Consider the following 26,318-nt stretch of genomic DNA (forward strand, 5'->3'; position numbering starts at 1 on the left):
GAACACGGGCGCGCTCGTTTCCGGTCCCGTCAAAGAAGCATCATCTGTCGGTGCAGAGCGATCGGCGACAGCACAGGGTACCCAGCAGTCGCTTGTCGCCGCATGCCCGCCGATCCACCTCCAGGACGTCATCAATGCGATCACGCCGTTCCTAACAGTGAATCAGGACTCTGGCATTGTCGCATTCGATACTACCGCCGCGCTCGCGGCTGGGGTGGATCAGGTGACCATTCAAGTAGGGAAACAAGCTGTCGCGTTCAACAACGAAGTCCTCCGCGAGTCTGCCGCCGGGAGATCTGCTCAGCCTGGGATTCTGGATTGGTTCAGGACCTGGCTCGTTCCCAATGTGAGGGGTGGTGCCAACAGCGATTGCGGCAATTTCTTACGTCCAGTGCCCAACAGCAGACAGCCCTGGAACAATGCAGCTATCTGCGCAGCCACACGTCAGGAGGCTGAGAACGCGCTCACCGCGGCTGGTTATCACGAAGTGCCCTGGGAGTTTGCGGGGAGACAATCAACTGGTAACAACTGGGGAAAGGTTGTGCCTCCGCAAGACGCGCCGTGCAATACTCCTGGCGCATTCCGTCAACATGCGATTCTTGAGCAGGTCGCTTGCTGCTGGACATACCGATGGCAGGAGCTGGAGCCAAATCCTGAACTCAATCCTCAGAACTATCCGAATGGGTTCCCATACCCTTTGTGGCCACTCTACGTGTGGATCTGGCACCGACGTTTCTAACTCTTGTGTTTGAGGTAGTCATGAAGAGACTGCGATGGCGCGCGCTGGTGCTTTGGTATTTTGCTATTGGTGTATTTGTGAGTGCCTATTTGAACTGGACAAGCTATCAGAAGGGGGCGCCTTCAGCTTTCGTTATTCTTGAGCATAGTGCCTCAGAGAGCAGCCTAGTTGCCATTGTAGCTTGGGGCCTCATGGCCGTGCTGTTTTGGCCCATTGTGGTGGTCACGGAGATATGGTGGACGATCAACGGTTGGGGGAAGTGACTGGTGACTGAAGGCTCAGCCGTTTCTGTTTCGGCTTGCGGCAAACGGGCCACGCCCGGCGCCACGAGTCGTGTCTGAGAGACAACCGCAGACGTTGCGTACGGCAAGGGCGGCTGCAGGGCAGGCAAACAGTATCGCCGTTGTTTTCCGCGCGATCAGTTCAGTCATGCGGGGAATGTAGGCCTCGGCGAGATTCGCCTTGTGGGGATGCGATGCTAGAGCACCGAGTTAGGACCTGGCGATTGGCCGTGATGATGGTCGTAGCCGTTGGGGGTAGTCCGATCATTGATGGGCCCGTGAGAGCTGACGAATGGCTTGGGTCAATTGCCACTGGACCTACGGCCCGGACGGGCTCTTGCGCAGTCTGGGACCCCGTTGGGAACCGGGTGGTGATCTTTGGTGGATTGGATGAGTCCGGTTCGCCACAAAGTGACGTGTGGGCCTTCAGTGCCATTACAGAGACATGGACGCAGTTATCTACCTCCGGTTCAGCGCCGGTTCCTCGGTCGCAGCATGTTGGGATCTACGATCCCCTGAGGCATCGGCTGGTAGTGCACGGTGGGTGGAATCGAGAAACGAACGAGGATGGAAGCGAGGTGTGGGCACTCACCTTTGGTGGGAGTCCCACGTGGACATTGCTCTCCGCCGCGGGTGGTGGACCACTCCCTAGATATGGGCATGTTGGCGTGTATGACGCTCACCGCGACCGGCTTGTCGTTTTTGGTGGAGACGAACGGGATGCGTTCCGCTCCGGTCTGCGGGATACGTGGGCGTTCTCCTTTGGCACCAACCAGTGGACCATGCTTAAGGACTCGTCCCCTGGGCCCACGACCGGCTGTGCCGCCGTGTACGACCCCGTTCTGCAGAGAATAGTTCGCGTTGGCGGCCGCGAGAACGTGACTGGGTCTTGTGTCGAGAGAGTTTCGACTACGAGTGATTCGACCTACGAGCTAAGACTGAATCCGCTAGGAGCATGGAGCGCTGTGTCAGCATCTGGGGCAACGCCAATCAGGAGTGAAATGGGGGCAGCCAAAGACCACATAGGAAACCGTGTCTTGGTCTTCGGTGGAGTATCACGAAGCGACTGCATCGGCGCCTGCAGTGCGCCGACAGAGACTCGGCTGGGCACTACATTCTACCTATCCCTGGCCGGTACACCGGGATGGAGTTCTCCGTCCATGCCGGAGCCCAGCGCGAGGGGGCATTACGGCGCTGCATACGATTCTGCGGGTCATCGGCTATTCCTGTTTGGTGGCGGAGGGTTCGCTCGGAGTATCGGAGGCAACTGTAATCAAGTGACTCAGACGTGTACGTTCTACGGGGACATCTATTATTTGCGCATCGCCCCAAGCGCAGTCGAAAACCTGAACATCGACATGGCCAGCTCGACGGAGGCATGGCCGATGTGGGCTGCACCAGGCGAAGGGGTCGCGACAGGCGCAGAATACGACCTTCGATACTCAACGTCGCCGATCACGGAGACCAACTTCTCTGGGGCGCTTCAAGCGACCGAAGAGCCCGTTCCTGGATCGCCAGGCAGCTACGAAATGCACGGAGTCTTCGGGCTTCAGCCAAATACCGACTACTGGTTTGCCCTAAAGACGAAAGGTGTGTGTGGCAACTGGTCGCGAATCAGCAATGTGGCCTGGGTTCGAACACTCTCAGTCGGGGGAGGTTGCTGTGGAGTCGGGAAGGCTCCCCCGAGCGCGAGCCGGACTAAGGCCGCGCTTGGCATGCCGTCCCCCACATTGGTTGGTACCAATGTCCTGGATCAGTCGAGCGCCGCAGGGACGGCTGCATTGGTAGCAGAGCTAACTGCAGCTACGGGCTCTTCGACCGTCCGCACTTACGCCCTTGACGCTGCAGCCGCGGGCGCGGCCATCGGGAGGGAGACTGCCGGCGTTCTGATTCAAACCCCTGATGGATCAAATGGTTGGACCACACGGCTCCGGCTCAATCCTTCAGGTGCGAGCAGTGCGTTCGCCGTAAGGGGCCTGCTGGAAGGCGCTCGCATGGTGTTCAATGGACCCCACGCTCTCAGCTTTGCTCCGAAGTCGACCCACTTCGGTAGGGCAGGTTTGAGACAGGTTGCGGCAGTCTATAGCGCGGTCCATTCCAGGAACGGCGACGTCCGAAGTGCGGTTGATGACAACCAAGGATTTACTGGTGGGCTCTCGACTGGTGATACGTTGACCATTTCCTACTCGCCCGCAGACTCTTCGACTGGAACACGAGATTGGTTCTTGCTCGTTGAGCGTCTCTCGACTCCAGCTGGGGAGAGTGCGCCAGGAGTTCGGGTCCCAGCGCAGGGATCTAACCTCCCCACGGGGTTTGCACTTTCCCAGAACCAACCGAATCCATTTTCTCACCAGACGACCATTCACTTTGAGTTGCCGACTAGGGCCAAGGTGAGGCTTGAGATTTTCGACTTGGCTGGACGACGGGTACGAGTGCTTTCCGACGCGGAGTACCCTCCCGGGTATCACTCGATAGCTTGGGATAAGGCCAATGCGTCCGGAGACCGTGTGGTGCCAGGTGTGTACATTTACCGGCTCACTGCCGGCTCGTTCCGAGATCAGAAGAGGATGACGCTGTTGCCGTGATATGGAACGACGCGTGCGCCAGATCTTGCTGTTGATCTCGGCGGCCGCGAATTCCAAGTCGGCTCCGTAAGATGCCCGCACAGCGTCGATCATGATGGTCTTCGACTGCTGAGTCGTGGTTTGCGCGAGCCTCCGCACCGACTTCCGCTCGAGGGTGTGGCCTGGAGACTTGGACGCGCTAGAGTGAGTTGAGTCCATCCTTCGAGGATCAGCCGATGCGTGTGGCCGCGCTCTACGACATCCACGGCAACCTTCGCGCGCTCGAGGCGGTGCTCGCCGACGTCGTCTCTTCGGGCGTCGATCGCGTCGTGGTCGGTGGCGATACCGTGCCGGGCCCCTGGCCGCGCAAGACGCTGGATCGCCTGCTGGCGCTCGACCTGCCCATCCAGTTCATCCACGGCAACTGCGAGCGCTCGGTGCTCGCCCAGATGGCGGCGTTGACGGGTGCGCCCGTCACCTACTGGGGCACGACCTCGGGCAAGCCGCTCCCGGAGAAGGACCAGGCCATCATGCGCTGGACCGCCGCGCAGCTCGGACCCGACGACGAGCGGTTGTTCGCCGCCTGGCCGCGGACGCTGCGCCTGAGCATCGATGGCCTCGGCGACGTGCTCTTCTGCCACGCCACACCGCGCAGCGAGACCGAGATCTTCACGCGTCTCACGCCCGAGGAGCGGCTGCTCCCGCTCTTCCAGAGCCTCGGGGTCTCGCTCGTGGTCTGCGGGCACACGCACATGCAGTTCGACCGGATGGTCGGGAAGACGCGCGTCGTCAACTCCGGCAGCGTGGGCGCGCCGATCGGCCAGACCGGCGCTTTCTGGACCTTGCTCGGCCCCGGTGTCGAGCATCGGCGCACCCGCTACGACCTCGAGAGGACGGCGGAGGAGATTCGAGGGACGCGCCATCCGCAGGCGGCGGAGCAGGCGAAGAACCTCCTCGATCCACCGAACGAGGAAGAAACGCTGGCATTGTTCGAGTCGTTTGCGGTGAAATGAGGACCCATTCCAAGTCAGGGAGGATTCATGGGCTCAAGGAAGATCTCGATCCGCTACGACGGTCCGTCCGAGAAGCCGATTCGGATCTACTGGTCGGAGACCAACCAGCTGGCCAGCAACCGGCGCTTCGCGAACATCGAGGAGGCCGGGGCCCTCGCGCGGGCGCTGATGACGGAGTGGAATGTGGATCATGAGGTCGAAAACCCGGAATCCTGACCTCGTCCGCCGCGCTTGGCGCGTGAAGCCATAGACGAGCGGGCGGGATCGTGATGACCCCGCCCGCGTCGTTTCGGCCCCCTGCGGTCGGGCCGACTACGATTCCTTGTGCTTGCCCGGCTTGGTCACCTCGCCGATGCGCAGCTTGTCCTTGCCGATCGCGACGTAGACACTCTCCCCGGGCTCGGCGCCCTTGGGCACGAGCTCGAAGCGCACTTCGCCGTCCTCGTCCACGGTCCGCTGCGCGTTGGGCAGCTCCTTCTCGTAGAACGCGACGATCTTGTCCTGGTTCTTCGGATCGATCTTGAACCAGTACGTGATCGACTCGGAGACGTGCTCGTCCAGGCTCTCGCCGTAGTAGTTGCCGCCCATCGCGTCCTCGACTTCCGCACCGGGGAAGATCGGCACCTGGCTGGCATACACGACGTCGAGCTTCTTCCACTGGGCGTAGTGATCCTGGCCGCAGCCCATGATCAGGATGACCACGGCGACCCCCAACCATCGACGATTCATCGTTCCCTCCCGACTGGAAAAGCCTCGGGAAGGTATCGGCGCGGGCGCGCCGTCAATTGACCGCGGACTCGGCCGCCGCGGAAACCCGCGTGGCTCGGGCAATTCGGGCCCGCCGCGCCGTCGGACCGGTTTCCACCAGGAACAGCAGCTCGCGGTTCGTCCCCGGGCCCGGGGTCCCGACCTTGACGCCTTTCGGGTTGTAGATCCCGATTCGATGCCCGACGTAGCGCCGATGGGGAACGGCTCTGCGCGTCACCGGTCCGCGCTCACGCAGAATGGCCTCGATCTGGCCGGGCGTGAGGTAGCCCTCGTCGCTGAACGAGACCAGGATCCAGCGCGCGTCGAGCGCCATCACCACGTCCCGCAGCGCCGGCTCGATCGAGCCGCGCCGGTTGAAGAGGCTGCCGCGCTCGCGCACGTCGCGGCGCTTCATGGCCACGCCGTAGACCTCGGGCTTGTCCCAGCGCACCAGGGACTCCCACACGTGGTAGTTGCCGAGATAGGAGTGCTGATTGTACGGCGGATCGAGGTAGACCAGATCGGCGCGGAAGCTTCCGGCCGCCTCGATCGCTTCGAGGCACGACGCTCCGCCCGGGCCGTCGAGCAGCTCGGGCACCCGCAACCGCAACGGCTGGCACGAGCGCGCCGCCCAGCGCTTGAGGTAGGCCATCTGCACGCCGGTCGTGGAGTCCACACGATCGGCGGCCTCCATCAGGCTGACGATCGCGATGGCTTCGAGCTCGGGCTCGAGGGATAGACACGCGATCCGGTCGCGGATGGCATCCACCCGAGCGCCATTCATGGGCTGCAGGTAGCGAGAACGGACGCAGAAGGTCTCGGTGAACCACCCGGGCTTCCCCGAGAGCTTGTCGAGCTCCTCGATCAGCCGGGTCGCCCGATCCAGCCAGCGCGTCCGATCGGCCTGCACGTAGCACGTGGCGAGTGCCGCGGCGTAGGCATTGTGATCGTTGGCGTGCACGCGATAGCCGCGCCGCTTGAGGGCGTGCGCCACTCGCGACGTGCCGGAGAAGAGGTCGAGCACGGTCCGCACTCCCGGAAGAGGCGCGACCTGATCCAGGATGCGTGGCAGGAGCACGCGCTTGCTGCCGAGGTACTTGATCACCGGGATCCTTCCCGGCCGGGGATGGCTTCCATGCCGGGCGCAGACTAACACGACTTGCTTCGACCCTCCCGAACCTTCGCAAGTGTCCGCTTGTGGGAAACCCTCGTCCCGAAGCCGGTCATCCTGGAGCGATGAACGAGCGACCATCAGCCGCCCCGAGTCATATGTCACAACCACTTGGGATGGTGCGCTCGAGTGGCACGACTCTTCTAGATAGGGCCGATCGGGTTCTTCCGTCTCGAGGAGGCTGCTCTTGGACATTCCGCGCCCCAAGGTGAAGCGCCATCGCACCCGCGTGCTGGTCATCATCGCCACCGCGGTGGTGCTGCTCACCACCCTGGGTCTCTCTCAGCTCAGGCCAGCGTCGCCCGAGATCGAGCGCGCCACGCTCCTGATCGATGCGGTCAAGCGCGGTCCGATGCTTCGCCAGGTGCACGCCAACGGAACGCTGGTGCCGGAGGATCAGCGCTTCGTGTCCGCCCTCACCGCCGGCCGCGTCGACAAGGTGCTGGTGCGGCCCGGCGCGACGGTCGGCGCCGACGACGTGCTGGTCGAGCTCAGCAATCCCGACGTCCAGCTCGAGGCACTCGATTCGGAACGCCAGCTCAAGCTCGCCGAGGCCGATCTCGCGAGCCTCCGCTCCACGCTCGAGACCGCGCGGCTGGCGCAAACGTCCGCGCTCGCGAGCGCGCGCACCGAGAAGCGCGAGGCCGAGCGGGCGGTCGCGGTGGCGGAGCGGCTGGCCAAGGACGGTCTCTCCTCCGCGATGGAAGTCGAGCGCGCGACCGACAGGTTGACCGAGGCCAAGGAGCGCTTCGAAATGGAGGAGAAGCGGCTCGAGCTCGCCAACGAGGCGCTCAAGGCGCAGATCGAGCTGCGCAAGGCCGACGCCGAGCGCCTGCGCGCGATCGCCCGCTTCCAGCAGGAGCGCGTCACGTCGATGCGCGTCAAGGCCGGCGCCGCGGGCCAGGTGCAGCAGCTCGACCTCCAGCCCGGACAATGGGTGCAGTCGGGTCAGCCGCTGGCGCGCGTCGCCACGCCGGATCGGCTGAAAGCCGTGCTCCAGATCCCCGAGTCGCAGGCCCGCGACATCGCGCTCGGCCTCCCGGCCACCATCGACACCCGGAACGGCGTGGTCAAAGGCCGCGTCGTGCGCATCGATCCAGGGGTCCAGAACGGCTCGGTCGCGGTCGACATCGCCTTCGACGGCCCGCTCCCGCGCGGCGCGCGGCCCGACCTGGGAATCGACGGCACGATCGTGATCGAGCGCATCGCCGAAGTGCTCTCGGTGGGCCGTCCCGCGCTGGGCGGGAGCGAGACCACCCTGCGGCTCTTCCGGCTCGAGCCCGACGGGCACACCGCGGTGCGGGTGCCGGTCCAGCTCGGCCGAGCTTCGTTCGACGCCGTGGAAATCCTCGCCGGGTTGCGCGAGGGCGACCGCGTGATTCTTTCCGAGATGTCTCGTTGGGACCACACCGACCGGGTGAGGCTCCGCTGATTCCGCCTCATGAACGAACCGAAGGAGAATCCATGACCGTCCTGTCCGCCGAGCGCACGTCCGCGAATGCCTCCCATGAGGCGAGCGAGACCAACGGGAAAGGCCTGCTCCGCCTGGACGGCGTGACCAAGGTCTTCACCACGGAAGAAGTGGAGACGCACGCCCTGTCCGGCGTCCATCTCAGGATCCAGCGCAACGAGTTCGTTTCGATCACCGGTCCGAGCGGATGCGGCAAGTCGACGCTCCTGTCGATCCTCGGATTGCTCGACTCGCCGAGCGATGGGCATTACTGGCTGGACAGCCGCGCGGTGCACGAGCTGGAAGCGGCCGAGCGGGCGCGGATCCGCAACCGTCAGATCGGTTTCATCTTCCAGAGCTTCAACCTCATCGGTGACCTGACCGTGGCCGAGAACGTGGAGCTGCCGCTCACCTACCGCGGCATGGCCGGTGAGGATCGCAAGCGCCGGGTCACGCAGGCGCTCGAGCGTGTGAGCATGTCGCATCGCGTCAACCATCTGCCGAGCCAGCTCTCGGGCGGCCAGCAGCAGCGCGTCGCGGTGGCGCGCGCGCTCGCGGGAGATCCGCTCATCCTGCTCGCCGACGAGCCGACCGGGAACCTCGACTCCGCGAACGGCGAAGCGGTGATGGAGCTGCTGCGTGACCTGCACCGAAGCGGCACCACGATCTGCATGGTGACCCACGATCCGCGCTTCGCGCGCTACGCGCAGCGCTCGATCCACCTCTTCGACGGGCGTGTGGTCGACGACCGGGAGGCGGAGTGATGGACTCCCTGTTGCAGGACATCCGGGTCGGCTGGCGCTCGCTGTGGCGCGCGCCCGCGTTCGCCTGCGTCGTGATCCTGATCCTCGGTCTCGGGATCGGGGCCAACACCATGATCTTCAACATCGCGAACGCGTTCCTGTTCCGGCCCTGGCCGTACATGGACTTCCAGAAGAACGCGGTGATTTACGGCGTGGATCCCGCGCACGATGAGAAGGGCCTGGAGCTCAGCTTCCCCGATTTCGTCGATGTGCGCGCGCGCTCGAAGTCCTTCGAGCGCATCGCCTGTTACACCGAGACCCAGGCCTACATGACGCTCGGCAAGGAGCCGGAGCGTTTCGACGCCACCTGGGTCACGCCCGGACTGTTCGCGATCTACGGGGCCACGCCTCAGCTCGGTCGTGAGTTCCTTCCGGAGGAAGAGGTAAAGAGTCGCGCGCTGACGGTCATCATGCTCAGCGATCGCATCTGGAGAGAGCGCTTCGGCGCCGATCCCAAGATCCTGGGCCGCACCGTCAAGATGAACGGCCGCATCCGACGCATCGTCGGCATCGCGCCGCCGGAGTTCCGCTTCCCCGAGACCGCCGACTTCTTCATTCCGAACTACTTCGAGCCGCATGAGGAGTCCCGGGCGGCGCGCTATCTGGACGTCGTCGGGCGCCTGAAGCCCGGCGTCAGCTTCAAGCAGGCCAACGCCGAGATCGCCGCGATCGGGGCCGATCTGGCGAAGCAGTACCCGAACAGCAACAAGGGCACGACGCTGCGGGTCGCCACTTACCGCGAGGCGGCAGCCGAGGACATCGGACCGATGATCGCGGTGATGATGGCTGCGGTCGGCTTCGTGCTCTTGATCGTGTGCGCCAACGTCGCCAACCTGCTGCTGGCACGGGGTGCGGGCCGCCGCCGCGAGGTCGCGCTGCGCTTCGCCCTTGGCGCCACGCGCGGGCGCATCGTTCGCCAGCTCCTGACCGAGAGCCTGATCCTCTCCGTGCTGGGTGGGGCGCTGGGCCTGCTGCTCGCGGTCTGGGGCCGCGACCTGGTACTGGGCTCGATCCCGGTCGAGCTGCCGTTCTGGATGAAGTTCGACACCGACCTCAACACCATCGTCTTCATGCTCGGCGTGTCGATGCTGGCGGCCGTGCTCTCCGGGTTCACGCCGGCTCTTCAGACCTCGCACGTCGACGTTCACGAAGCGCTCAAGGACGGTGGCCAGCATGGGAGCACGAGCCGCAGCGGCCGGCGTCTGCGCAGCGCGCTGGTGGTCGCCGAGATCTCGCTGGCCTTGGTGCTCCTGGCCGGGGCGGGTCTCATGATCCGCAGCTTCCTTCATCAGGTGGAGCAGAAGAACACCATCCAGGGGAAGGGGGTGCTGACCGCTGCCTTCACCATGCCGATCGCCGTCTATCCCAACAACGCCGCCAAGCTCGCGTTCATGGACCGGGTGATGCCGGCGCTGGCCGCACTCCCGGGCGTTCGTTCGATCAGCACGACGCAGATCCTGCCGCTCAACCGGGGAGCCTGGAGCCGCCTGGTGTGGTTCGAGGGCGATCCTGAAGGGGCCGACGCCCCGCGCCGCCCGGTGTTCTGGAGCGTGGTGCGACCCGGCTACTTCTCGACCATGGGCATTCCGATGCGCAAGGGCCGCGACTTCAACGCGCAAGACGACACGGCATCGACCAAGGTGGTCATCGTGAGCCAGACCGCCGCCCGCACGCTATGGCCCAACAAGGAGGCGATCGGTCAGCGCTTCAAGTGGGCCGTGGACGACACCATGGGGTGGAAGACGGTGGTCGGCGTGGTGGGGGACGTCACCCAGCACATCGAGGGCAAGAAGCCGCCCTGCCACGTCTACACGCCGCACCAGCAGGAGCCGCTCCAGACCGTGACCATCGTCGCCAAGTACGACGGCGATGCCGCGGCCATGACGGCCGCCATGCGCCGGGTGGTTCAGTCCCAGGATGCGGACATGCCGCTCTACGACGTCCGAACGATGGAAGAAGCGATTCATCGCGCGCTGTGGGAGAACCGAATTTGGGCCAGCCTCATGACCGTGTTCGCCTCGCTGGCGCTGATCATCGCCGCGGTCGGCATCTACGGCGTCATGGCCTACAGCGTCGCCCAGCGCACGCAGGAGATCGGCATCCGTATGGCGCTCGGCGCCGCGCGGAACGACGTGCTGCGCCTGGTGGTCACCCAGGCGATGCGCCTCACGGTGATCGGCGTGGGAATCGGGCTGGCCGGCGCCTACGCGGTCACCCGGCTCATGGCCAGCGTCCTGTTCGGCGTCAGCGCGACCGACCCGCCGACCTTCATCGGCGTCACCGTGATCCTCGGGCTCAGCGCGGTGATTGCCGCGTGGCTGCCGGCCGAGCGCGCGACGAGGGTCGATCCCATGGTCGCGCTGCGCAGCGAGTAGGGGATCGTCATGGACACCTTGATGTGGGATCTGCGGCAGGGGTGGCGCTCGCTCCTTCGCACGCCCGGTTTCAGCTTCATCGCCGTTTTGACGCTGGCGCTCGGCATCGGAGCCAACACCGCGATCTTCAGTCTGCTGGACGAGGTGTTCCTCCGCCCGCTCCCGGTCCGCGAGCCGCGCGAGCTGGCCCAGGTGTTCGTGCATGCCGACGACGACCGCTCGGACTTCTCCTACCCGGAGTTCCAGGATCTCGTCCAAGGAGCTCCGGCGCGACCTGCGATGGCGAGCGCGGTCACGTGGTGCGCGCTCAGCGTGGGCGACCAGTCGGTTCATGCCTACGGGCAGCAGATCTCGGGCAACACCTTTGGCCTGTTGGGAGTGCCGATGTTCGCGGGCCGTCCGATCACCGAGGCCGACGACCGCGAGGGCGCCGCGCCGGTCGTCGTCCTGAGCTATGACGTGTGGCTCTCGCGCTTCGGCAGCGACCGCGGAGTGATCGGCAAGCCGGTGCGGCTCGACGATGTGACGGCCACGGTCGTGGGGATCGCAGCCCCGAGCTTCCGGGGCACGCTGCGCGGCTTCCCCACATCGTTCTGGGTGCCGATCCACATGGCGCCCGCCATCATGCAGGAGCCGGAAGCGTTGCGAAGCCGCAACATGAGCTGGATGACCGTGTTCACTCGTGTGCCGCCTCGCGAGTGGGCTTCGGCGCGCGCCGAGTTCCAGCGCGGGCTGGACATGGGCGATCCTTCGGCGCCTCACAGGCGCGCGATCGTGCTGCGCCCGGCCGGTCGCGGCGATCTCTCGCTGCTCGAAGGCCCGGGACATCTCAGCCGGCTGCTCATGGCTCTGGTCCTGGTGCTGCTCACCATCGCGTGTGCCAACGTCGCCGGGCTGCTCCTCGCCCGCACCGAAGCAAGGCGGCGCGAGATCGCGATTCGCCTGGCGCTCGGCAGCAGCGCGGCCCGTCTAGGGCGGCAGTTCCTGATCGAGAGCCTGCTGATCTCGTTCACCGGCGGGGCGCTCGGCCTTCTGGTCGCCACGTGGACCACGCAACTGCTCTCGGCCTTCCGGCCCGCGTCCTTCTTTCCCATCGAGCTGGCGTACCGGCTCGACGGCCGCGTCCTGCTCTTCACCGTGGCGGTGACGCTCGTGACGGGCATCGCTTTCGGGCTCGCTCCGGCGCTTCAGGCGCGCGGCACCGACCTGCTTCAGGCGCTCAAGCGCGACGCCGGGTCGGGCTGGTGGAGCCGCCGTCGCTTCGATCCGCGACGCGTGCTGGTGGGCGCTCAGGTCGCTCTCTCGGTGGTGCTGCTGACGGCGGCGGGCCTGTTCCTGCGCACGCTGTGGAACGAGCGCTCGGTGCCGCTCGGCTTCGAAACCAGGGATCGCGTCGCCGTGTCCATCAATCTGGGCGCCACGGGCTACGACCGAGCGCGCGCCGCGCTGTTCTATCAGCAGCTCATGGAGCGCGTGCGCGCGCTCCCGGGTGTTCGGTCGGCGACGCTGACCCAGTTCCTGCCGGTTTCGCGGGGAGGAAGCTCGTGGGGCTTCGCCGCCGGCGATCTGCCCATGCCCAACTCGCCGGCCATCAACATCGACATCAACGGCACCGGCACCGACTATTTCCGCACGCTGGGAATCCCGCTGGTGCGAGGTCGCGAGCTGACCGCCGCAGAGACGTTCGCCGGCGAGCGCACGTTCAAGGCGGTGATCAACCGCACGCTCGCCGAGAAGCTGTGGCCAGGACAGGACCCGCTGGGAAAGATGCTGCCCCTGCTGGGTACGGAGCGTCCGCCATTCGAGATCGTGGGGCTGGTCGGCAACGCACGCTACAGGGACTTGCGCGGCGCGGCCCGCCCGTACCTCTACATGTCGGCCCCCGTCGCCCAGAGCATCAACCTGGTCCTGATCGCTCACATGGCGCCAGGAGCCGGCAACCCGATCGGGGCGATCGGGACCCTGGTGAGCGAGCTCGATTCGCGGGTCGCCCTGTTCGAGCCAACCACGCTCGAGAGCCACGTGGCGCAGGCCATGGTCGAATCGCGCTTCGGCGCCACGTTGATGGGCGCTTTCGGTCTGCTGGCCGCCGCGCTCACGGCGCTCGGGCTCTACGGGCTGCTGGCGTTCGCGGTCACCCGCCGCACGCGCGAGATCGGGTTGCGCCTCGCGTTCGGCGCCACGCCCTCTCGCGTGCTCCGCATGATCGTCTCCGAGAGCTTCGCGATCTCGGTTCCGGGACTCCTGGCCGGGCTGGCTCTGGCGCTCGGGCTCTCGCGGCTGATCGGGCACCTGCTCTACGGCGTGTCGGCCACCGACCCGTGGACCTACGGCGCGATGCTGGCGTTGATGACGCTCGCGCTGCTCGCCGCGGCGCTGCTTCCCGGGGCGCGCGCCGCGCGGCTCGAGCCCATGGCCGCGCTGCGGGAGGAGTGAGATGGACCGTCGCGATCCCATGGTCCGGCTCGAGAACGTCGAGCGACAGTTCGAGCAAGGCGCCGCGTCGTTCTTCGCGCTGCGCCGGCTGAGCCTCGAGGTCGGTCGCGGCGAGTGGCTCTCGGTGATGGGCCCGTCGGGCGCCGGCAAGTCGACCCTGCTGGCGATCCTCGGGCTCCAGGACACCGGCTGGACGGGCGGGTACTGGCTCAAGGGTGAGGCGGTTCACCAGCTGCCGCTCGATGCGCGCGCGCGATTGCGCGCGGAACGCATCGGCTTCGTCTTTCAGAGCTATCACCTGCTCGATGATCTCACCGTGTACGAGAACCTGGAGGTGCCGCTCGCGTACCGGGATCTGTCGCGATCGGAGCGTGCGGCGCGGGTCGCGCATGCGCTCGACCGCTTCGGATTGGCCGCGCGTCGCGACCTTCGCCCCAACCAGCTCTCGGGCGGCCAGCAACAGCTGGTCGCAGTCGCTCGCGCCCTGGTCGGCGGGCCGAGCCTGCTGCTCGCCGACGAGCCCACCGGCAGCCTCCATTCGGATCAGGCCCATGAAGTGATGCAGCTCTTTCGCCGCCTTCACGAGGAAGGCACGACCATCGTGCAGGTGACGCACTCGCGGGAAGTCGCCGCCTGGAGCGAGCGCGTCGTGACGCTTCGCGATGGCTGGATCGTCGACGAGCCGGCGAGTCGCGGAACCTCGCCGGCGACCGCAACGTCTCATTCATGATCGGACCGGGTTTCAAAGGAGAATCCTCATGACTCGTTCTCTCGGCAGTCGGTGGACACCGCGAGCGCTGCTCGCGATGGCGGCCTTGATGCTCGCGAGCGGCTTCGCGGTCCCCAGCGCGATGGCCTGCCGCACGAAGACGGATGGGGCGGCGGTCGAGATCGTTCGACGTGGGCGCGTGATCGAGATTCGTGTGCCCGAGTACGGAAACCGGGTGGTCTGGAGGCAGGTGATCGACGACGACGATCCGATCGCGATCCGCGAGATCATTCGCGACGTGAAGCGCGACGTGGTGCGAGACGTCCGCCGCCAGCGCGTGCGCGTCATCGTCGCCCGGGATGATTTGCGCGAAGCGGTTCGTCGGATCCTGGATCGGGTACGAGAGATCCGTCTCGGCTTCGAGGACGACGTCATCTAGCCGGCCTGAGGATCCAGGCGTGCCCCTCCACTCCGGCCGGCTTTCTCGCCGGCGACGGAGCCTCTAATCTCCGTGCCGCCATGACGGAAGGCGAGACCACCCGCATCCTGGTCGCCGACGACGACGGCGACGTCCTTCACGCCCTCAGGCTCCTGCTCACGGGCGAAGGCTACGAGGTCGAGACCGCGACCTCGCCGGCCGGGGTGATGGCGCTGGTCGAATCGACCGACTTCGACGCCGCCCTGCTGGATCTGAATTACGCGCGCGACACCACCTCGGGCCGCGAAGGCATCGAGCTCGTCGCGCGGCTTCGAGCACTCGACTCCACGCTGCCGGTGATCGTGATGACCGCGTGGAGCAGCGTCGAAGGGGCGGTCGCGGCAGTGAGGAGCGGCGCCCGCGACTACATCGAGAAGCCCTGGAACAACGGCCGCCTGCTCGCCACGCTGCAGAGCCAGCTCGAGCTGTCGCGCGCGCTGCGCCGCGGCCGGCGGCTCGAGCTCGAGAACCGATTGCTGCGCCGCGACGGCGCGCCTCGCATGATCGCCGAGGCGCCGGTGATGCGCACGGTCCTCGAGCTGGTGGCCCGGGTCGGGCCAAGCGACGCCAACGTGCTCGTGACCGGCGAGCACGGCACCGGCAAGGAGCTGGTGGCGCGCATCCTTCACGCCGCGTCGACCCGGGCCGCGCGCGCCATGGTCACGGTCAACGTCGGCGGCCTCTCGGAAGGCGTGTTCGAGAGCGAGCTCTTCGGGCACGAGCGCGGCGCCTTCACCGGCGCGCGCGCCGAACGCGTGGGCCGCTTCGAGCTGGCCGACGGCGGCACCCTCTTCCTGGACGAGATCGCCAACGTTCCGCTCGCCCAGCAGGCCAAGCTGCTGCGCGTCCTCCAGACCGGCGAGTTCGAGCGCGTGGGCAGCTCGCGCACGCGCCGGGTCTCGGTGCGGCTGGTTTCGGCCACCAACGCCGATCTCCACGCCGAGGTCGCGGCCGGGCGCTTCCGCGAGGATCTGCTGTTTCGCATCAACACCGTCGAGATCCGGCTGCCGCCGCTGCGCGATCGCCGCGAGGACATTCCGCTGCTGGCCGCCGAGTTCCTGCACCGCCACGCGCGACGCTACGGCAAGGACCTCGAGGGCTTCGATCCCGAAGCGATGCAGGCGCTGCTCCAGCATCCCTGGCCCGGCAACGTGCGCGAGCTCGAGCATGCCATCGAGCGCGCGGTGCTGCTGGCGCCGGGCCCGCAGGTCGGCAGCTCCGACATCGGTCTCAGCCTGCGGGAGGCGGCCGGCGCGCAGGCTTTCGAGAAACTGACGCTGGACGAGGTCGAGCGCGAGCTGATCCGGCGCGCGCTCAAGCGGCACGACGGCAACGTGAGCGAAGCCGCGAAGAGCCTCGGGCTCTCGCGCAGCGCCCTCTATCGACGGCTCGAGCGCCACGGCCTGTGAGCGCCACGCGGCGTTCGCAGAGGCGGCGTGGCCTGAGCTACGAGGCCCGGCTGACGTGGCTGGCCCTGGCCTCCGGAGCGCCGGCGGTGCTCACCTCCTTGATCTTCCTGTGGGCCACGCCTCATTCGGGGCGTGTGCGGATCACGCTCACGGTGGTCATCGTCCTCACCTGGATCGGGGTCACGTCGGTGCTGCGCGAGCGCGTCGTGCGCCCGCTCCAGACGCTCTCCAACCTGCTGGCCGCGCTGCGTGAAAGCGATTACTCGATCCGGGCGCGTGGGGCTGCGACCTCGAGCCCGCTCGGTCTCGCGTTCCACGAGGTGAACGCGCTCGCGGAGACGCTGCGCAAGCAGCGCCTCGACGCGCGCGAGGCCACGACGCTCCTGCGGCGCGTCATGGAGGAGATCGACGTCGCGATCTTCGCCTTCGACGACGGGGGCCGTCTGCGGCTGATCAACGGACGAGGGGAATCGCTGCTCGGGCTCCCGGCGGAGCGCGCGCTGGGCGCCGACGCGGCGGCCCTGGGATTGGCCTCTGCGCTTGTTGGCGAAACGCCACGCCTCATCGAGCTCGCGCTTAAAGGCCACGCCGGGCGATGGGAAGTGCGTCGCGGCAGCTACCGCTGGGAAGGCCGGCCTCACGAGCTCCTCGTCCTCTCCGACCTGACGCACTCGCTGCGCGAGGAAGAGCGCCTGGCCTGGCAGCGTCTGATCCGGGTGCTGAGCCACGAGATCAACAACTCGCTGGCGCCGATCCAGTCGATCGCCTCGAGCCTGCAGACGCGCATCGCCCGGGCCGCGCTCAATCCAGGCGATACGCGCGAGATGACCGAAGGCCTTTCGGTGATCGAGACCCGCTCGGAGGCGCTCGGGCGCTTCCTCCATGCCTACGCCAGGCTCGCGCGCCTGCCTCGCCCCAAGCCGCGGCCGCTCGATGTGGGCGCGTGGATCCGCCGCGCGGTGTCGCTCGAGACCCGAATGCCGGTCGACGTGAACGGCGGGCCTGGCGCCACGCTGAACGCCGACGGCGACCAGATGGAGGCCCTGCTCACCAACCTGGTTCGCAACGCGGCGGACGCGGCGCTCCAGACCCAGGGCGGCGCCCGCGTCTCCTGGAAGACCTCCGGGGGGTGGCTCACCGTGCTGGTCGAGGACGATGGGCCGGGGCTCGCGGACACCAGCAACCTGTTCGTGCCCTTTTTCACCACGAAGCCCGGCGGGACCGGCATCGGGCTGACGCTGTGCCGCCAGATCGCCGAGGCCCACGGCGGCTCGGTCTCGCTATCCAACCGGGCACGGGCCCGTGGATGTGTGGCCACCGTGCGGCTCCCCCTGCAGGGACCACGCGCTTGAGGCGTCTTTGCTTGCCGCGCAGAGCACGGGTTGGGCAAACTCCTCTTGTGCTCTCCAGGCTCATGGTCGTCATGGGGTTTACCGGCGCGGCTCTGGCGCTGGCGCCCGCTGCCTTCGCCGCGGTCGTCCCCCCCGACACCTCGACCACCACCGTGGTCCTGGTGAGGCATGCCGAGAAGGACACCCACTTCGTCGGCGCCGACCAGCCGCTCAACGCCGCCGGTGTGCTGCGGGCCCGCGAGCTCTCGCGCGCGCTCGGTGACGTGAGGTTCTCGGCGATCTACGTGACCCCGTGGGTGCGGAGCCGCAAGACCGCAGAGCCGCTGGCCCAGCGCCTGGGAGACAGCCTCATCATGACGGTCGACGCCATCGACGGAACGGTGCGCGGCATTCGCCAGCATCCGGGGGGGAACGTGCTCGTGGTCGGTCACAGCAACACGATTCCGCAGATCATGGCCGCGCTCACCGGTCAGCCCGACCTCGCGAAGCTCATGGTCGGCTACGACGACCTCTTCGTCCTCACGCTGCCCCGCGGCCTGCCGCCGCGGGTCCTCCATCTCCACTATGGCGCTCCGAGCGCCTTCGTGCGTTGACGGCCGCGGCCGCGCCACGCTCCCGGCCCGGCGGGCTCACCCCCGAGCGCTGGCTTCTGCTGATGCTGGTCTTCGTTCCGCTCGCGCCGCTCGCCGAGTGGCTCCACTGGGGTCCGCTCTGGGTCTTCGCCTTCGCCGGGCTCGCCATCATTCCGCTGGCGGGTCTGATGGGGGAGGCGACCGAGCACCTGGCCTCACGCCTCGGCGCCGGCATCGGCGGACTGCTGAACGCGACCTTCGGCAACGCGGCCGAGCTGATCATCGCCGTGCTCGCGTTGCGGCGTGGCCTCTACGACGTGGTCCAGGCGAGCCTCACCGGCTCGATCATCGGCAACAGCCTGCTGGTGCTGGGGCTCGCCGTGCTGCTCGGAGGCCTGCGGCGCGAGCGCCAGACCTTCGACCGCTCGGCCGCCGCGGTGGGATCGACGCTGCTCGCGCTCGCGGCGATCGGCCTGGTGATTCCTGCGGTCTTCCACTGGACCGCCGAGGCCGCGGTGGCGCGCCACGCCCTGACCCCGGAGCGCGAGGCGGCGCTCGAGCGCGGGCTCTCGCTGGAGATCGCGATCGTCCTCTTCACCGTCTACGCGCTGAGCCTCTGGTTCAGCCTCCGCACCCACAAGCATCTCTATGCCGGTCAGGACCATGCGGGCTCACACGAGCCGGCGCCGAAAGGGTCGCGCCCTCTTCTCACGCTGCTGGTGGCCACCGCGCTCGTGGCCTGGATGAGCGAGCTGCTGGTGGGTGTGGTCGACGAGGCGTCCCACCAGCTCGGCCTCACTCAGGTGTTCGTCGGCGTGATCGTGGTCGCCGTGATTGGCAATGCCGCCGAGCACTCCACCGCCGTGCTGGTGGCCATGAAGAACAAGATGGATCTGGCCATGAACATCGCGGTCGGATCGAGCATCCAGATCGCCTTGTTCGTGGCGCCCGTGCTGGTCTTCTTGTCCTACTTCATCGGGCCCTCGCCGATGAATTTGAGATTCACCCCTTTCGAGGTGCTCGCCGTGGGCCTGTCCGTGGCCGTGGTCAACATGGTGGCCCAGGACGGGGAGTCCAACTGGCTCGAGGGCGTCCTGTTGCTGGCGGTCTACCTGGTGCTGGGGATCGCGTTCTTCTTCCTGCCATGATTGCCCGCGGCTCGGCACCACCCGCTCGTCCGCGCCTGCGCGCGATCCTCGGGCTTGCCGTGCTGCCTTGCCTCGGGGGCGCGACCATCGGCCATGCGGCACCGATACCGCCGATCCGCAACCTGGCGATGATCGAGTTCGTGGATTCGCCGCCCACCGGTCTCACGGTCTCGGGCGGCCTGCTCGGCGTGCCCGACTCGGCCGGCGTGTTCCCGACGCCCTACAAGAGATTCGATCCCGTGAGCGGCAACTTCGCGGATCCCGGCCGCGTCGCCGGGGACGCTCTGGTGTTCACCAATCTTCGTCCCGGCAGCTACCGGCTGGCCCTGGTCTTCCTCAGCGAATCCAGGATCGCGAGCAAGCTGCTGCCGAAGCACGGCGAGAAGTTCGAGGACCGCTGCATGGTCTATTCCGACACCATCCCCGAGCTCACGTTCACGATTGCAGACCGGGAGGTGCGCTATCTTGGCCGCGTGATTCGCAGGATGCTGCCCTCGCTCGCCGGCGAACCGGAAGATCTGTGGAAGTCCTGGATCGACTGGACGCCCGGGGAGGAGCGCAGAGTGGTGAAGTCGCTGGTCAAGCGCAAGGACATGGCGCCGTGGCAGGACCTGATCGGCGCACGCCTCGCCATCCTCGATTCCACATCGGCCAAGGTCCGGTGAAGGAGCAACTCATGTACGACCGACGGAAATTCTCCAGGATTTTCGCGGCATTGGCACTGGCCTCTCCAGCATCGACATTCGCCGAGCCCGCCTTCGAACACGATCCCGCGCAGAAGGCGCTGATCGTGGTCGACGCGCGCGTACAGCGAAAGTCGCTGGTGGGGGGCCAGGGGTCGCCGATCATCGCCGGCACCTTGCGTGTTCGCACGCCGGGCGTGCGGAAGCCACCCGACGTCCCGGCCCGTGCGGTGGGCGACGTCCTCGTGTTCGCCGTGGAGCCCGGACGGTACCGGCCTGGATCGGTCACTGCCCGCACGCCGAAGATGCAGGTCGGGACCGGCACCGTCGATCTCGAGATCCCGCTTCCCAAGGATTCCCTGCGCGCCATGGAGCACACGGTCAAGGCCGGGGCCGTGGTCTACGTGGGACGGATCGAGATCACGACCATTCCGCGCGCCTTCCGGTACAACGAGTACCGTTTCGTGCTGGCAAAGGATGCCGATCGGGAGCGCGAAGTCTGGGAACGGCTGCTCGCCAAGGGAAACCCCGGAGCCTGGGAGCAGGTGATCCAGAGCCATCTCGACGCGATGACGGCGCTCTCCGACTCGATGGGTTCGATGGCCGACTCGCTGCCGCTCGTTCCGTACGCGGCCGACAGCACGCGCTGAACGGAGTGCTCGGACCGAGCGGCTTCTGTTAGCATCTGGGTCTTCGAGGAGGATCATCCGATGGCCCTGATCGAACGGTCGTCCAAAGTGAACGAGCTGCTGCGGCGTCTCGACGAGGCGGTGGACACCCGTGATTCGGAGGCCGTCTGCCGCAACGTCAAGCATGTCCTCCAGGACGTGGTGAAGAGTGGTGAGGAGTTTCTCGACGCGCCTTTCCTGGTTCCGGCTCCGGACCGTTACGCCCGCCGTCTGCTGCATCGCGACCCGCGTGGCCGATACACCGCCGTCATCATGGTTTGGGACCAGGGTCAGGGCACTCCGCTCCACGATCATGCAGGGATGTGGTGCGTCGAGTGTGTCTATCGAGGCCGCATCCGGGTGACTTCGTTCGACCTCGAGACCGACCCCGAAGCCGAGCGCCTGCAGTTCACTCCGGAAAGCGTGGTGCTGGCCGGAAAGGGCGAGGCCGGGCATCTGATTCCGCCCTTCGAATACCACATGATCGAGAATCCGGACGCGACGCCCGCGATCACGATCCACGTCTATGGCGGCGAGATGACGCAATGCAACGCCTTCTTCCCGCTCGACGGCGGCGGCTACCGGCGCGAGGCGCGCACACTCAGCTACACGGCTTGACGGCTTGAAGGCCGAAAGCTCCCTCCTTCCCGGTCTCCTTCTCGTGGCGCTGCTCGGCAGCGCCGCGTTCCTGCTCGCCGAGCTGCCCTGGGTCCGCGATCGCCTCCATCTGAGCGCGCTGCTCATCGTCATTCTTCTCGGCATGGCCTGGCGATCGGTGAGGCCCGTGCCGACCAGGACCATTCCCGGCGTCCGCTTCGCGCAGCGGCCGGTGCTGCGCTGGGCGGTCGCCGGTCTCGGCTTCCGGCTGAGCCTCGGCGAGCTGTGGCGCATCGGCGGTCCGGCGCTCGGGGTGGTGGTGATCTCGACCTTCGCGGCGCTGCTCTTCGGCTGGTGGATCGCGCGGCGCCTCGGGCTGGGCGAGAAGCTGTCGCTGCTGCTCGGCGTGGGCGGAGCGATCTGCGGCGCCTCGGCGATCGTGGCGGCCGACTCGGTGGTGCAGGCCGAGCGCCGCGATACCGCGCTGGCGCTCGGCATCATCACGCTGCTCGGCACGATCGGAATTCTTCTCTATCCGGCGCTCCACCATGCGCTGGGGCTTCCCGAGTTCGTCTACGGAGTGTGGGACGGCGCGAGCCTCCACGAGATGGCGCAGGTCGTGGCGGCCGGCTTCGGCGTCAGCGATGAAGCGGCGCGCGTCGCGACCGTGGTCAAGCTCGCCCGCATCGCCCTCCTCGCCCCGGTGGTCCTGGGCCTGGCCTGGCTGCTGCGCCGTCGGCAGGAAGGCGTGGGCCGCGCCGTGGTGGCGCCGGTGCCGTGGTTCCTGGTCCTGTTCGTCGTGTTCGCCGCGATCAACTCGACCGGATGGATCCCGGCGTCGTGGTCGAGCGTGATTCGCCGCGTCGATCTCTGGCTGCTGGCGATCGGCATGGCGGGCGTGGGGCTCCAGATCGGACTGGCCGACATTCGCAGCGCAGGCTGGAAGCCGCTGCTCGCGGGAACGCTCCAATGGGCGTTCCTGTCGGTAGGCTCTCTGCTTCTCGCCCGCTGGCTTTGCGCATGAAGCGGCGAGCGGCCACGCCTTCGCGCGGCGCCGCGAAGGCCGCGCCGAGTCCCGCGCAGGAGCCGGGGCTTCCACTCACGCATCCCGCGTTGATGCTCACGCTGCTGGCCGCCGCGGTCTGCGCCGTGATCTCGTCCAGCTACCGGCTCTACGACACCGATCTCTGGTCCCTGCTCGCGGTCGGCCGCGCGATCGACGGTGGCGGGATTCCGCGAGCCGACGCCTGGACCTGGACGTCCTTCGGCGAGCCGGTCTTCGTGTCGTCGTGGCTCTTTCGCGCCCTCATCTGGAAGCTGTGGTCGGCCGGCGACCTGTGGGCGATGTTCGCCTGGCGCTGGGCCTCGACGCTCGCCGTCTTCGCGCTCGCTTACGCGACCGCGCGGAGGCTCGGGGCGCGCTCGTTGAGCGCGGTGCTGGTCATGGTCGCCGCCACCCTTCTCTACAGGATCCGCACCGACGTGCGCCCGGAGACGCTGGCGGCGCTGCTGCTCGCGCTCGAGGTGTGGATCCTGGAGCGCGATCGCGGCGCCAGAAGCCCCACACGCACCACGTGGTGGATCCCGGTGATCACCTGCGCATGGGCCAACGTCCACATCAGCTGGTACCTGGGACTTCTGCTGCTCGCCCTCCACGTCGTCGATCGCCTGGTCCGCAAGGATCGCTCGCGCGCGCGACGCCTGGCGCTCATCGCCGTGCTCTCGGCCGGCGCGCTGCTGCTCAACCCGTACGGATTCGAGGCCGTGGCCCGGCCCTTCCGCTTCGCGCTCGAATGGCGCAACGATCCGATGTTCGCGGCCATCGCGGAGCTCACCCCGCTGTCGTTTTCCGAGGCGATGCGCCATGGCTTGTTCGCCTGGCCGCTGCTGATCCTGTGGCGCGCGCGCCGGCATGGATGGGACGTGGTCGAGTGTGGCGCGTGCCTGGCCTTCACGGCGCTCGCGATCACTTCCCGGCGCGGCATCGCCGCCTACGCCGTGGTGGCCGCGCCGTTCGTGGCCCGAGGCCTCCAGAGTCTGATCGCCGAGCGCCGCTGGCCGGTTCCCTCGCTGCCGGTCGCCGCGCGCGGAGCGCTCACGGCCGCCGCCTCGGTCCTGATGTGCATTCCGGCGTGGACGCACCCGCTCCTGCCGCTCGGCATCGGCATCAAGTCCCGTTCGATCCCGAAGGGCGCGGCCGACTTCATGGCCACGCACCGCTTCGCCGGGCGAGGCTTCAACCACTTCCATCTGGGCGGCTACCTGGCGTATCGGTTCTGGGGAGACGCCGGGCGGCTGCCGTTCATGAGCACCCAGCCCGAGCTGGCCCGGCCCCTGGACCGACGGCTCTACGTGGATGCGCTCACTCGTCCGGAAGGCTGGCGCGCCATCCAGGATCACTATCGGTTCGACTGGGCGTTGCTCGAGCGCGAGCAGGTAGGCGACGATCACCTGCTCGACTTCATCGATCGCGACAGCGCGTGGACCATGGTGTTCTCCGACGACGCCGCAGAGATCCTGGTGCGCCGCGACGGGGCGGTGGGCGCGTTGGCCGATTCGTTCGGCTACCGTCTGACGCCGGCCGGTCGCGCGGGACGCCGTCTGCTCGGTGAAGCGTGCGAAGCGCATCCCGCGCTGCGTGCGGCGGTCGAGATCGAGCTGGACCGCATGATCGCTTCGTCATCCGAAAACGGCGCAGCGAGCCACCTGCGCGGCCTGTTCGCGCTGATGGACGGAGATCGGGCTCTCGCCCGCATCCATCTCGAGCGCGCGCTGGCGCTGGATCCGCTGCTGCCGGGGGTTCACGAGATGCTCGGCACCATCGCGCTCGAGGAGGGCCGGCCGCGTGACGCGCTGCGCGAGCTCGAGCTCGAGCGCCGCCGTCACGAGCCGATGCCGGGCTCCTTCTATCGCAGCGCGCTGGCCTTCCAGCAGCTCGGGCAGTCCGGCCGCGCGTGGGCGGCTTACCGCCGCGAGCTGTCGCGGCATCCCGACCACCAGCCGTCGCGGGACTCGATCGCCGCCCTCGACGCGAGGCGCCGCCGATGAGCCGCACCCACCGCCGGCGTCGTCTCGTGCGCGCCGTGACCAAGGCGGCCAATCGCGCCCCCGAGCCGGTCGCGCTTCCTCTCCACCATCCGGCCTATCTGCTCGCATGCCTGGCTCTGGCCGCGAGTCTCGTGGCCACCGCCAGCTACCGGCTCTACGAGACCGATCTATGGCAGCACCTGGTGATGGGCCGCGCGATCTGGGAGCACGGGCTGCCGCGGACCAACCAGTGGACCTGGTCCCAGTACGGCGAGCCCTACTTCTTTTCCTCGTGGGGATTCCGTGCGCTTTCGTGGCCGTTGTGGACGGGCGCGGGCGTGATCGGGCTCTTCGTGTGGCGCTGGATCACCACGCTCGCCGTGTTTGGCATCCTGCTGGCCACCGCGCGATTCATGGGCGCACGCGGACTGTTCACGTTCGTGGTGCTGGCGTGGGCCGCGATCGGCTACCGGCTCCGCACCGACATGAGGCCCGAGACGCTGGCCTCGATCTTCCTCGCTCTCGAGATGCTGCTGCTGGAGAGGCAACGCCGGACCCTGGCGAGTCCCGGGCGATCGCTGTGGGTGATCCCGGCGCTGGTCTGTCTTTGGGCCAATATCCACATCTCGGTCTACCTGGCGTTCGTCGTGCTCGGCTTCTACACGGTCGATGCCTGGTGGACGTCGCGCGCTCATGGCGAGCGCGGAGCGGCGAGCCGGGCGCGCTCCCGGCGGCTGGTGTTGATCGGAATCGCATCGTTCGCCGCGGCGCTGCTCAACCCCTACGGATGGGTGACGCTCCTGCAAGCCGTCCAGTTCGCGCTGGTCTGGAGCCGCGACCCGCTGATGCGGACGATCGGTGAGCTGCAGCCCGTGCCTCTGAGAGAGGCGCTGATGGGCGGAGTCCTGGTGTGGCCGCTGCTCGCGCTGGTGCGCATCCGGCGCCGCGGGCTCGACGTGGTGGAAGCCCTGGCCTGCGCGTTCTCCACCTGGCTCGCGTTCTCTTCTTACCGCTTCTCCGGCACTTATTGGATCATCGCGAGCCCGTTCCTCGCCCGCGATCTCCATGAGTGGATCACGGCACGCCGGTGGCCGGTGCCGCGGCTCAAGGTCGCGGCTCGCGCGGCGCTCACGGTGGCGGCGATCGCTCTGATCGGCTGGCCGAGCTGGACCAGCGTGACCTTGCCGCTCTCGATCTCGATCGACACGCGCACCTATCCGGCGCGGGCATGCGACTTCATGGCCGATCACGGCATCCGCGGCCGCGGCCTCAACACCTCGAGCTACGGCGGCTATCAGGCGTTCCGGTTCTGGCCCGAGCGGGACCGGCTGCCGTTCATCAGCACACAGGCCGAGTACACGCCGGTCGAGGACCGCACGCTCTTGCTGGGCGCGATGCGCACCGAGGCCGGATGGCGCGCGCTCGACGACAAGCACGACTTCGACTACGTCATGGTCGAACGTGACCAGGTGCTCGGCGATTCTCTGCTCGATTTTCTCGATCGTGACCCGCGCTTCGCGATGGTGTTCGCCGACGATGCCGCCGAGCTGCTGGTGCGCCGCGACCGCTTCGCCGCGCTGGTCGACTCCTTCGGCTACCGCGCCATCCCCGCGGGCCGTGCCGGCCGCTACAGCCTCGGTCCGCGCTGCCAGAACGACCTCGAGCTGCGTCTCCAGGCCGAGCGCGAGCTGGACCGCATGATCGCCGAGTCGCCGATCAATGCCGGGGCGAGCCACCTGCGCGGGTTCCTGGCGCTCATGGACAGCGACCTCGACACGGCGCGCCGTCACCTCGAGCGTGCCCTGGCGATCAATCCACTGCTGCCGAACCTGCACAATCTGCTGGGAACGATGGCGCTCCAGCAGGGCCGCTGGGCGGACGCGATCCGCGAGCTCGACACCGAGCGCCGCCTGCACGACCCGCCGGGAGGGCTCTTCTTCCGCACCGCGGTGGCCTGGCAGCAGCTCGGGCGCTTCGACCGGGCACGCGACTTCTATCGTCGCGAGCTGGACCGCGACCCGGCCTTCAGCCCGGCGGCCGACTCCCTGGCGGCACTCGACGCGCGTCATCCCTAGGTCCCATCGTCGAACCTCGGC

22 protein-coding genes are annotated in these 26,318 nt (G+C 67.4%); 20 read left to right on the plus strand and 2 right to left on the minus strand.

Translation table 11 applies throughout. The annotated features are described in order from the left end of the window. From VFQ05_07360 to VFQ05_07375, 4 genes are all read left to right on the plus strand, one after another. A partial coding sequence (locus VFQ05_07360; GenBank protein ID HET9326571.1) for a hypothetical protein occupies positions 1 to 739 on the plus strand: 739 nt, incomplete at its 5' end. Between the two features lie 20 nt (positions 740 to 759). Further along, positions 760 to 1,002 carry a hypothetical protein gene (locus VFQ05_07365; GenBank protein ID HET9326572.1) on the plus strand — a complete coding sequence of 81 codons (243 nt, stop codon included), beginning with the start codon at positions 760 to 762 and terminating at the stop codon, positions 1,000 to 1,002. 2,818 nt (positions 1,003 to 3,820) lie between these two features. Then, entirely contained in the window at positions 3,821 to 4,597 is a 777-nt protein-coding gene (locus VFQ05_07370) for a metallophosphoesterase family protein (GenBank protein HET9326573.1), read from the plus strand. A gap of 27 nt (positions 4,598 to 4,624) precedes the next feature. Then, positions 4,625 to 4,813 carry a hypothetical protein gene (locus VFQ05_07375; GenBank protein HET9326574.1) on the plus strand — a complete coding sequence of 63 codons (189 nt, stop codon included), beginning with the start codon at positions 4,625 to 4,627 and terminating at the stop codon, positions 4,811 to 4,813. Between the two features lie 96 nt (positions 4,814 to 4,909). Here VFQ05_07375 and VFQ05_07380 read toward each other — a convergent pair whose 3' ends face one another. Continuing rightward, a complete protein-coding gene (locus tag VFQ05_07380; GenBank protein HET9326575.1) occupies positions 4,910 to 5,326 on the minus strand; it encodes a hypothetical protein in 417 nt (138 codons plus the stop codon). Positions 5,327 to 5,378: 52 nt separating this feature from the next. Then, the gene (locus VFQ05_07385; GenBank protein ID HET9326576.1) at positions 5,379 to 6,449 is read right to left on the minus strand and encodes a DNA adenine methylase; all 1,071 of its coding nucleotides are present in this window, start codon (positions 6,447 to 6,449) and stop codon (positions 5,379 to 5,381) included. 253 nt (positions 6,450 to 6,702) lie between these two features. Between VFQ05_07385 and VFQ05_07390 the strand changes: the two genes are divergently transcribed. The 16 genes from VFQ05_07390 to VFQ05_07465 all read left to right on the plus strand — a co-directional run bounded on the left by VFQ05_07390 (position 6,703) and on the right by VFQ05_07465 (position 26,297). Continuing rightward, positions 6,703 to 7,947 carry an HlyD family efflux transporter periplasmic adaptor subunit gene (locus tag VFQ05_07390; GenBank protein ID HET9326577.1) on the plus strand — a complete coding sequence of 415 codons (1,245 nt, stop codon included), beginning with the start codon at positions 6,703 to 6,705 and terminating at the stop codon, positions 7,945 to 7,947. A gap of 32 nt (positions 7,948 to 7,979) precedes the next feature. After that, positions 7,980 to 8,729, plus strand: a complete 750-nt coding sequence (locus VFQ05_07395) for an ABC transporter ATP-binding protein (GenBank protein HET9326578.1) — start codon at positions 7,980 to 7,982, stop codon at positions 8,727 to 8,729. Further along, the gene (locus VFQ05_07400; protein HET9326579.1) at positions 8,729 to 11,143 is read left to right on the plus strand and encodes an ABC transporter permease; all 2,415 of its coding nucleotides are present in this window, start codon (positions 8,729 to 8,731) and stop codon (positions 11,141 to 11,143) included. The genes VFQ05_07395 and VFQ05_07400 overlap by 1 nt, the downstream gene beginning before the upstream one ends. A 9-nt stretch (positions 11,144 to 11,152) precedes the next feature. Beyond that, positions 11,153 to 13,579, plus strand: coding sequence for an ABC transporter permease (locus tag VFQ05_07405; GenBank protein HET9326580.1), 2,427 nt, complete (start codon positions 11,153 to 11,155; stop codon positions 13,577 to 13,579). A gap of 1 nt (position 13,580) precedes the next feature. Beyond that, on the plus strand, positions 13,581 to 14,309 hold the full coding sequence (locus VFQ05_07410; protein HET9326581.1) for an ABC transporter ATP-binding protein: 729 nt from the start codon (positions 13,581 to 13,583) through the stop codon (positions 14,307 to 14,309). Positions 14,310 to 14,337: 28 nt separating this feature from the next. After that, entirely contained in the window at positions 14,338 to 14,727 is a 390-nt protein-coding gene (locus VFQ05_07415) for a hypothetical protein (protein ID HET9326582.1), read from the plus strand. A gap of 80 nt (positions 14,728 to 14,807) precedes the next feature. Beyond that, positions 14,808 to 16,175 carry a sigma-54 dependent transcriptional regulator gene (locus VFQ05_07420; protein ID HET9326583.1) on the plus strand — a complete coding sequence of 456 codons (1,368 nt, stop codon included), beginning with the start codon at positions 14,808 to 14,810 and terminating at the stop codon, positions 16,173 to 16,175. After that, on the plus strand, positions 16,172 to 17,527 hold the full coding sequence (locus tag VFQ05_07425) for an ATP-binding protein (protein HET9326584.1): 1,356 nt from the start codon (positions 16,172 to 16,174) through the stop codon (positions 17,525 to 17,527). Before VFQ05_07420 ends, VFQ05_07425 begins: the two co-directional genes overlap by 4 nt. A gap of 11 nt (positions 17,528 to 17,538) precedes the next feature. Beyond that, positions 17,539 to 18,120 (plus strand): phosphoglycerate mutase family protein, encoded by a 582-nt coding sequence (locus tag VFQ05_07430; GenBank protein ID HET9326585.1) that lies wholly within the window; start codon positions 17,539 to 17,541, stop codon positions 18,118 to 18,120. Next, positions 18,117 to 19,247 carry a calcium/proton exchanger gene (gene cax, locus VFQ05_07435; GenBank protein HET9326586.1) on the plus strand — a complete coding sequence of 377 codons (1,131 nt, stop codon included), beginning with the start codon at positions 18,117 to 18,119 and terminating at the stop codon, positions 19,245 to 19,247. The genes VFQ05_07430 and cax overlap by 4 nt, the downstream gene beginning before the upstream one ends. Beyond that, a complete protein-coding gene (locus VFQ05_07440) occupies positions 19,244 to 19,912 on the plus strand; it encodes a hypothetical protein (protein HET9326587.1) in 669 nt (222 codons plus the stop codon). Before cax ends, VFQ05_07440 begins: the two co-directional genes overlap by 4 nt. Before the next feature lie 11 nt (positions 19,913 to 19,923). Continuing rightward, positions 19,924 to 20,580 carry a hypothetical protein gene (locus tag VFQ05_07445; protein HET9326588.1) on the plus strand — a complete coding sequence of 219 codons (657 nt, stop codon included), beginning with the start codon at positions 19,924 to 19,926 and terminating at the stop codon, positions 20,578 to 20,580. Between the two features lie 60 nt (positions 20,581 to 20,640). After that, positions 20,641 to 21,216 carry a cysteine dioxygenase family protein gene (locus VFQ05_07450; GenBank protein HET9326589.1) on the plus strand — a complete coding sequence of 192 codons (576 nt, stop codon included), beginning with the start codon at positions 20,641 to 20,643 and terminating at the stop codon, positions 21,214 to 21,216. Positions 21,217 to 21,220: 4 nt separating this feature from the next. Next, the gene (locus VFQ05_07455; GenBank protein ID HET9326590.1) at positions 21,221 to 22,219 is read left to right on the plus strand and encodes a YeiH family protein; all 999 of its coding nucleotides are present in this window, start codon (positions 21,221 to 21,223) and stop codon (positions 22,217 to 22,219) included. Next, positions 22,216 to 24,243, plus strand: a complete 2,028-nt coding sequence (locus VFQ05_07460) for a tetratricopeptide repeat protein (GenBank protein HET9326591.1) — start codon at positions 22,216 to 22,218, stop codon at positions 24,241 to 24,243. The genes VFQ05_07455 and VFQ05_07460 overlap by 4 nt, the downstream gene beginning before the upstream one ends. Next, positions 24,240 to 26,297: a tetratricopeptide repeat protein gene (locus VFQ05_07465; protein ID HET9326592.1), complete on the plus strand. Its 2,058-nt coding sequence runs from the start codon at positions 24,240 to 24,242 to the stop codon at positions 26,295 to 26,297. Before VFQ05_07460 ends, VFQ05_07465 begins: the two co-directional genes overlap by 4 nt. The last annotated feature ends 21 nt before the right edge of the window (positions 26,298 to 26,318 follow it).

It is taken from the genome of Candidatus Eisenbacteria bacterium (assembly GCA_035712145.1).
In the GTDB taxonomy this organism is placed as follows: Bacteria; Eisenbacteria; RBG-16-71-46; order RBG-16-71-46; family RBG-16-71-46; genus DASTBI01.

What these genes read in the sequence shown, in the direction of transcription:
- VFQ05_07365 (HET9326572.1), top strand. Translation starts at nt 760, where the DNA reads ATGAAGAGACTGCGATGGCGCGCGCTGGTGCTTTGGTATTTTGCTATT.
- VFQ05_07370 (HET9326573.1), top strand. Translation starts at nt 3,821, where the DNA reads ATGCGTGTGGCCGCGCTCTACGACATCCACGGCAACCTTCGCGCGCTC.
- VFQ05_07375 (HET9326574.1), top strand. Translation starts at nt 4,625, where the DNA reads ATGGGCTCAAGGAAGATCTCGATCCGCTACGACGGTCCGTCCGAGAAG.
- VFQ05_07380 (HET9326575.1), bottom strand. Translation starts at nt 5,326, where the DNA reads ATGAATCGTCGATGGTTGGGGGTCGCCGTGGTCATCCTGATCATGGGC.
- VFQ05_07395 (HET9326578.1), top strand. Translation starts at nt 7,980, where the DNA reads ATGACCGTCCTGTCCGCCGAGCGCACGTCCGCGAATGCCTCCCATGAG.
- VFQ05_07400 (HET9326579.1), top strand. Translation starts at nt 8,729, where the DNA reads ATGGACTCCCTGTTGCAGGACATCCGGGTCGGCTGGCGCTCGCTGTGG.
- VFQ05_07405 (HET9326580.1), top strand. Translation starts at nt 11,153, where the DNA reads ATGGACACCTTGATGTGGGATCTGCGGCAGGGGTGGCGCTCGCTCCTT.
- VFQ05_07410 (HET9326581.1), top strand. Translation starts at nt 13,581, where the DNA reads ATGGACCGTCGCGATCCCATGGTCCGGCTCGAGAACGTCGAGCGACAG.
- VFQ05_07415 (HET9326582.1), top strand. Translation starts at nt 14,338, where the DNA reads ATGACTCGTTCTCTCGGCAGTCGGTGGACACCGCGAGCGCTGCTCGCG.
- VFQ05_07420 (HET9326583.1), top strand. Translation starts at nt 14,808, where the DNA reads ATGACGGAAGGCGAGACCACCCGCATCCTGGTCGCCGACGACGACGGC.
- VFQ05_07440 (HET9326587.1), top strand. Translation starts at nt 19,244, where the DNA reads ATGATTGCCCGCGGCTCGGCACCACCCGCTCGTCCGCGCCTGCGCGCG.
- VFQ05_07445 (HET9326588.1), top strand. Translation starts at nt 19,924, where the DNA reads ATGTACGACCGACGGAAATTCTCCAGGATTTTCGCGGCATTGGCACTG.
- VFQ05_07450 (HET9326589.1), top strand. Translation starts at nt 20,641, where the DNA reads ATGGCCCTGATCGAACGGTCGTCCAAAGTGAACGAGCTGCTGCGGCGT.
- VFQ05_07460 (HET9326591.1), top strand. Translation starts at nt 22,216, where the DNA reads ATGAAGCGGCGAGCGGCCACGCCTTCGCGCGGCGCCGCGAAGGCCGCG.
- VFQ05_07465 (HET9326592.1), top strand. Translation starts at nt 24,240, where the DNA reads ATGAGCCGCACCCACCGCCGGCGTCGTCTCGTGCGCGCCGTGACCAAG.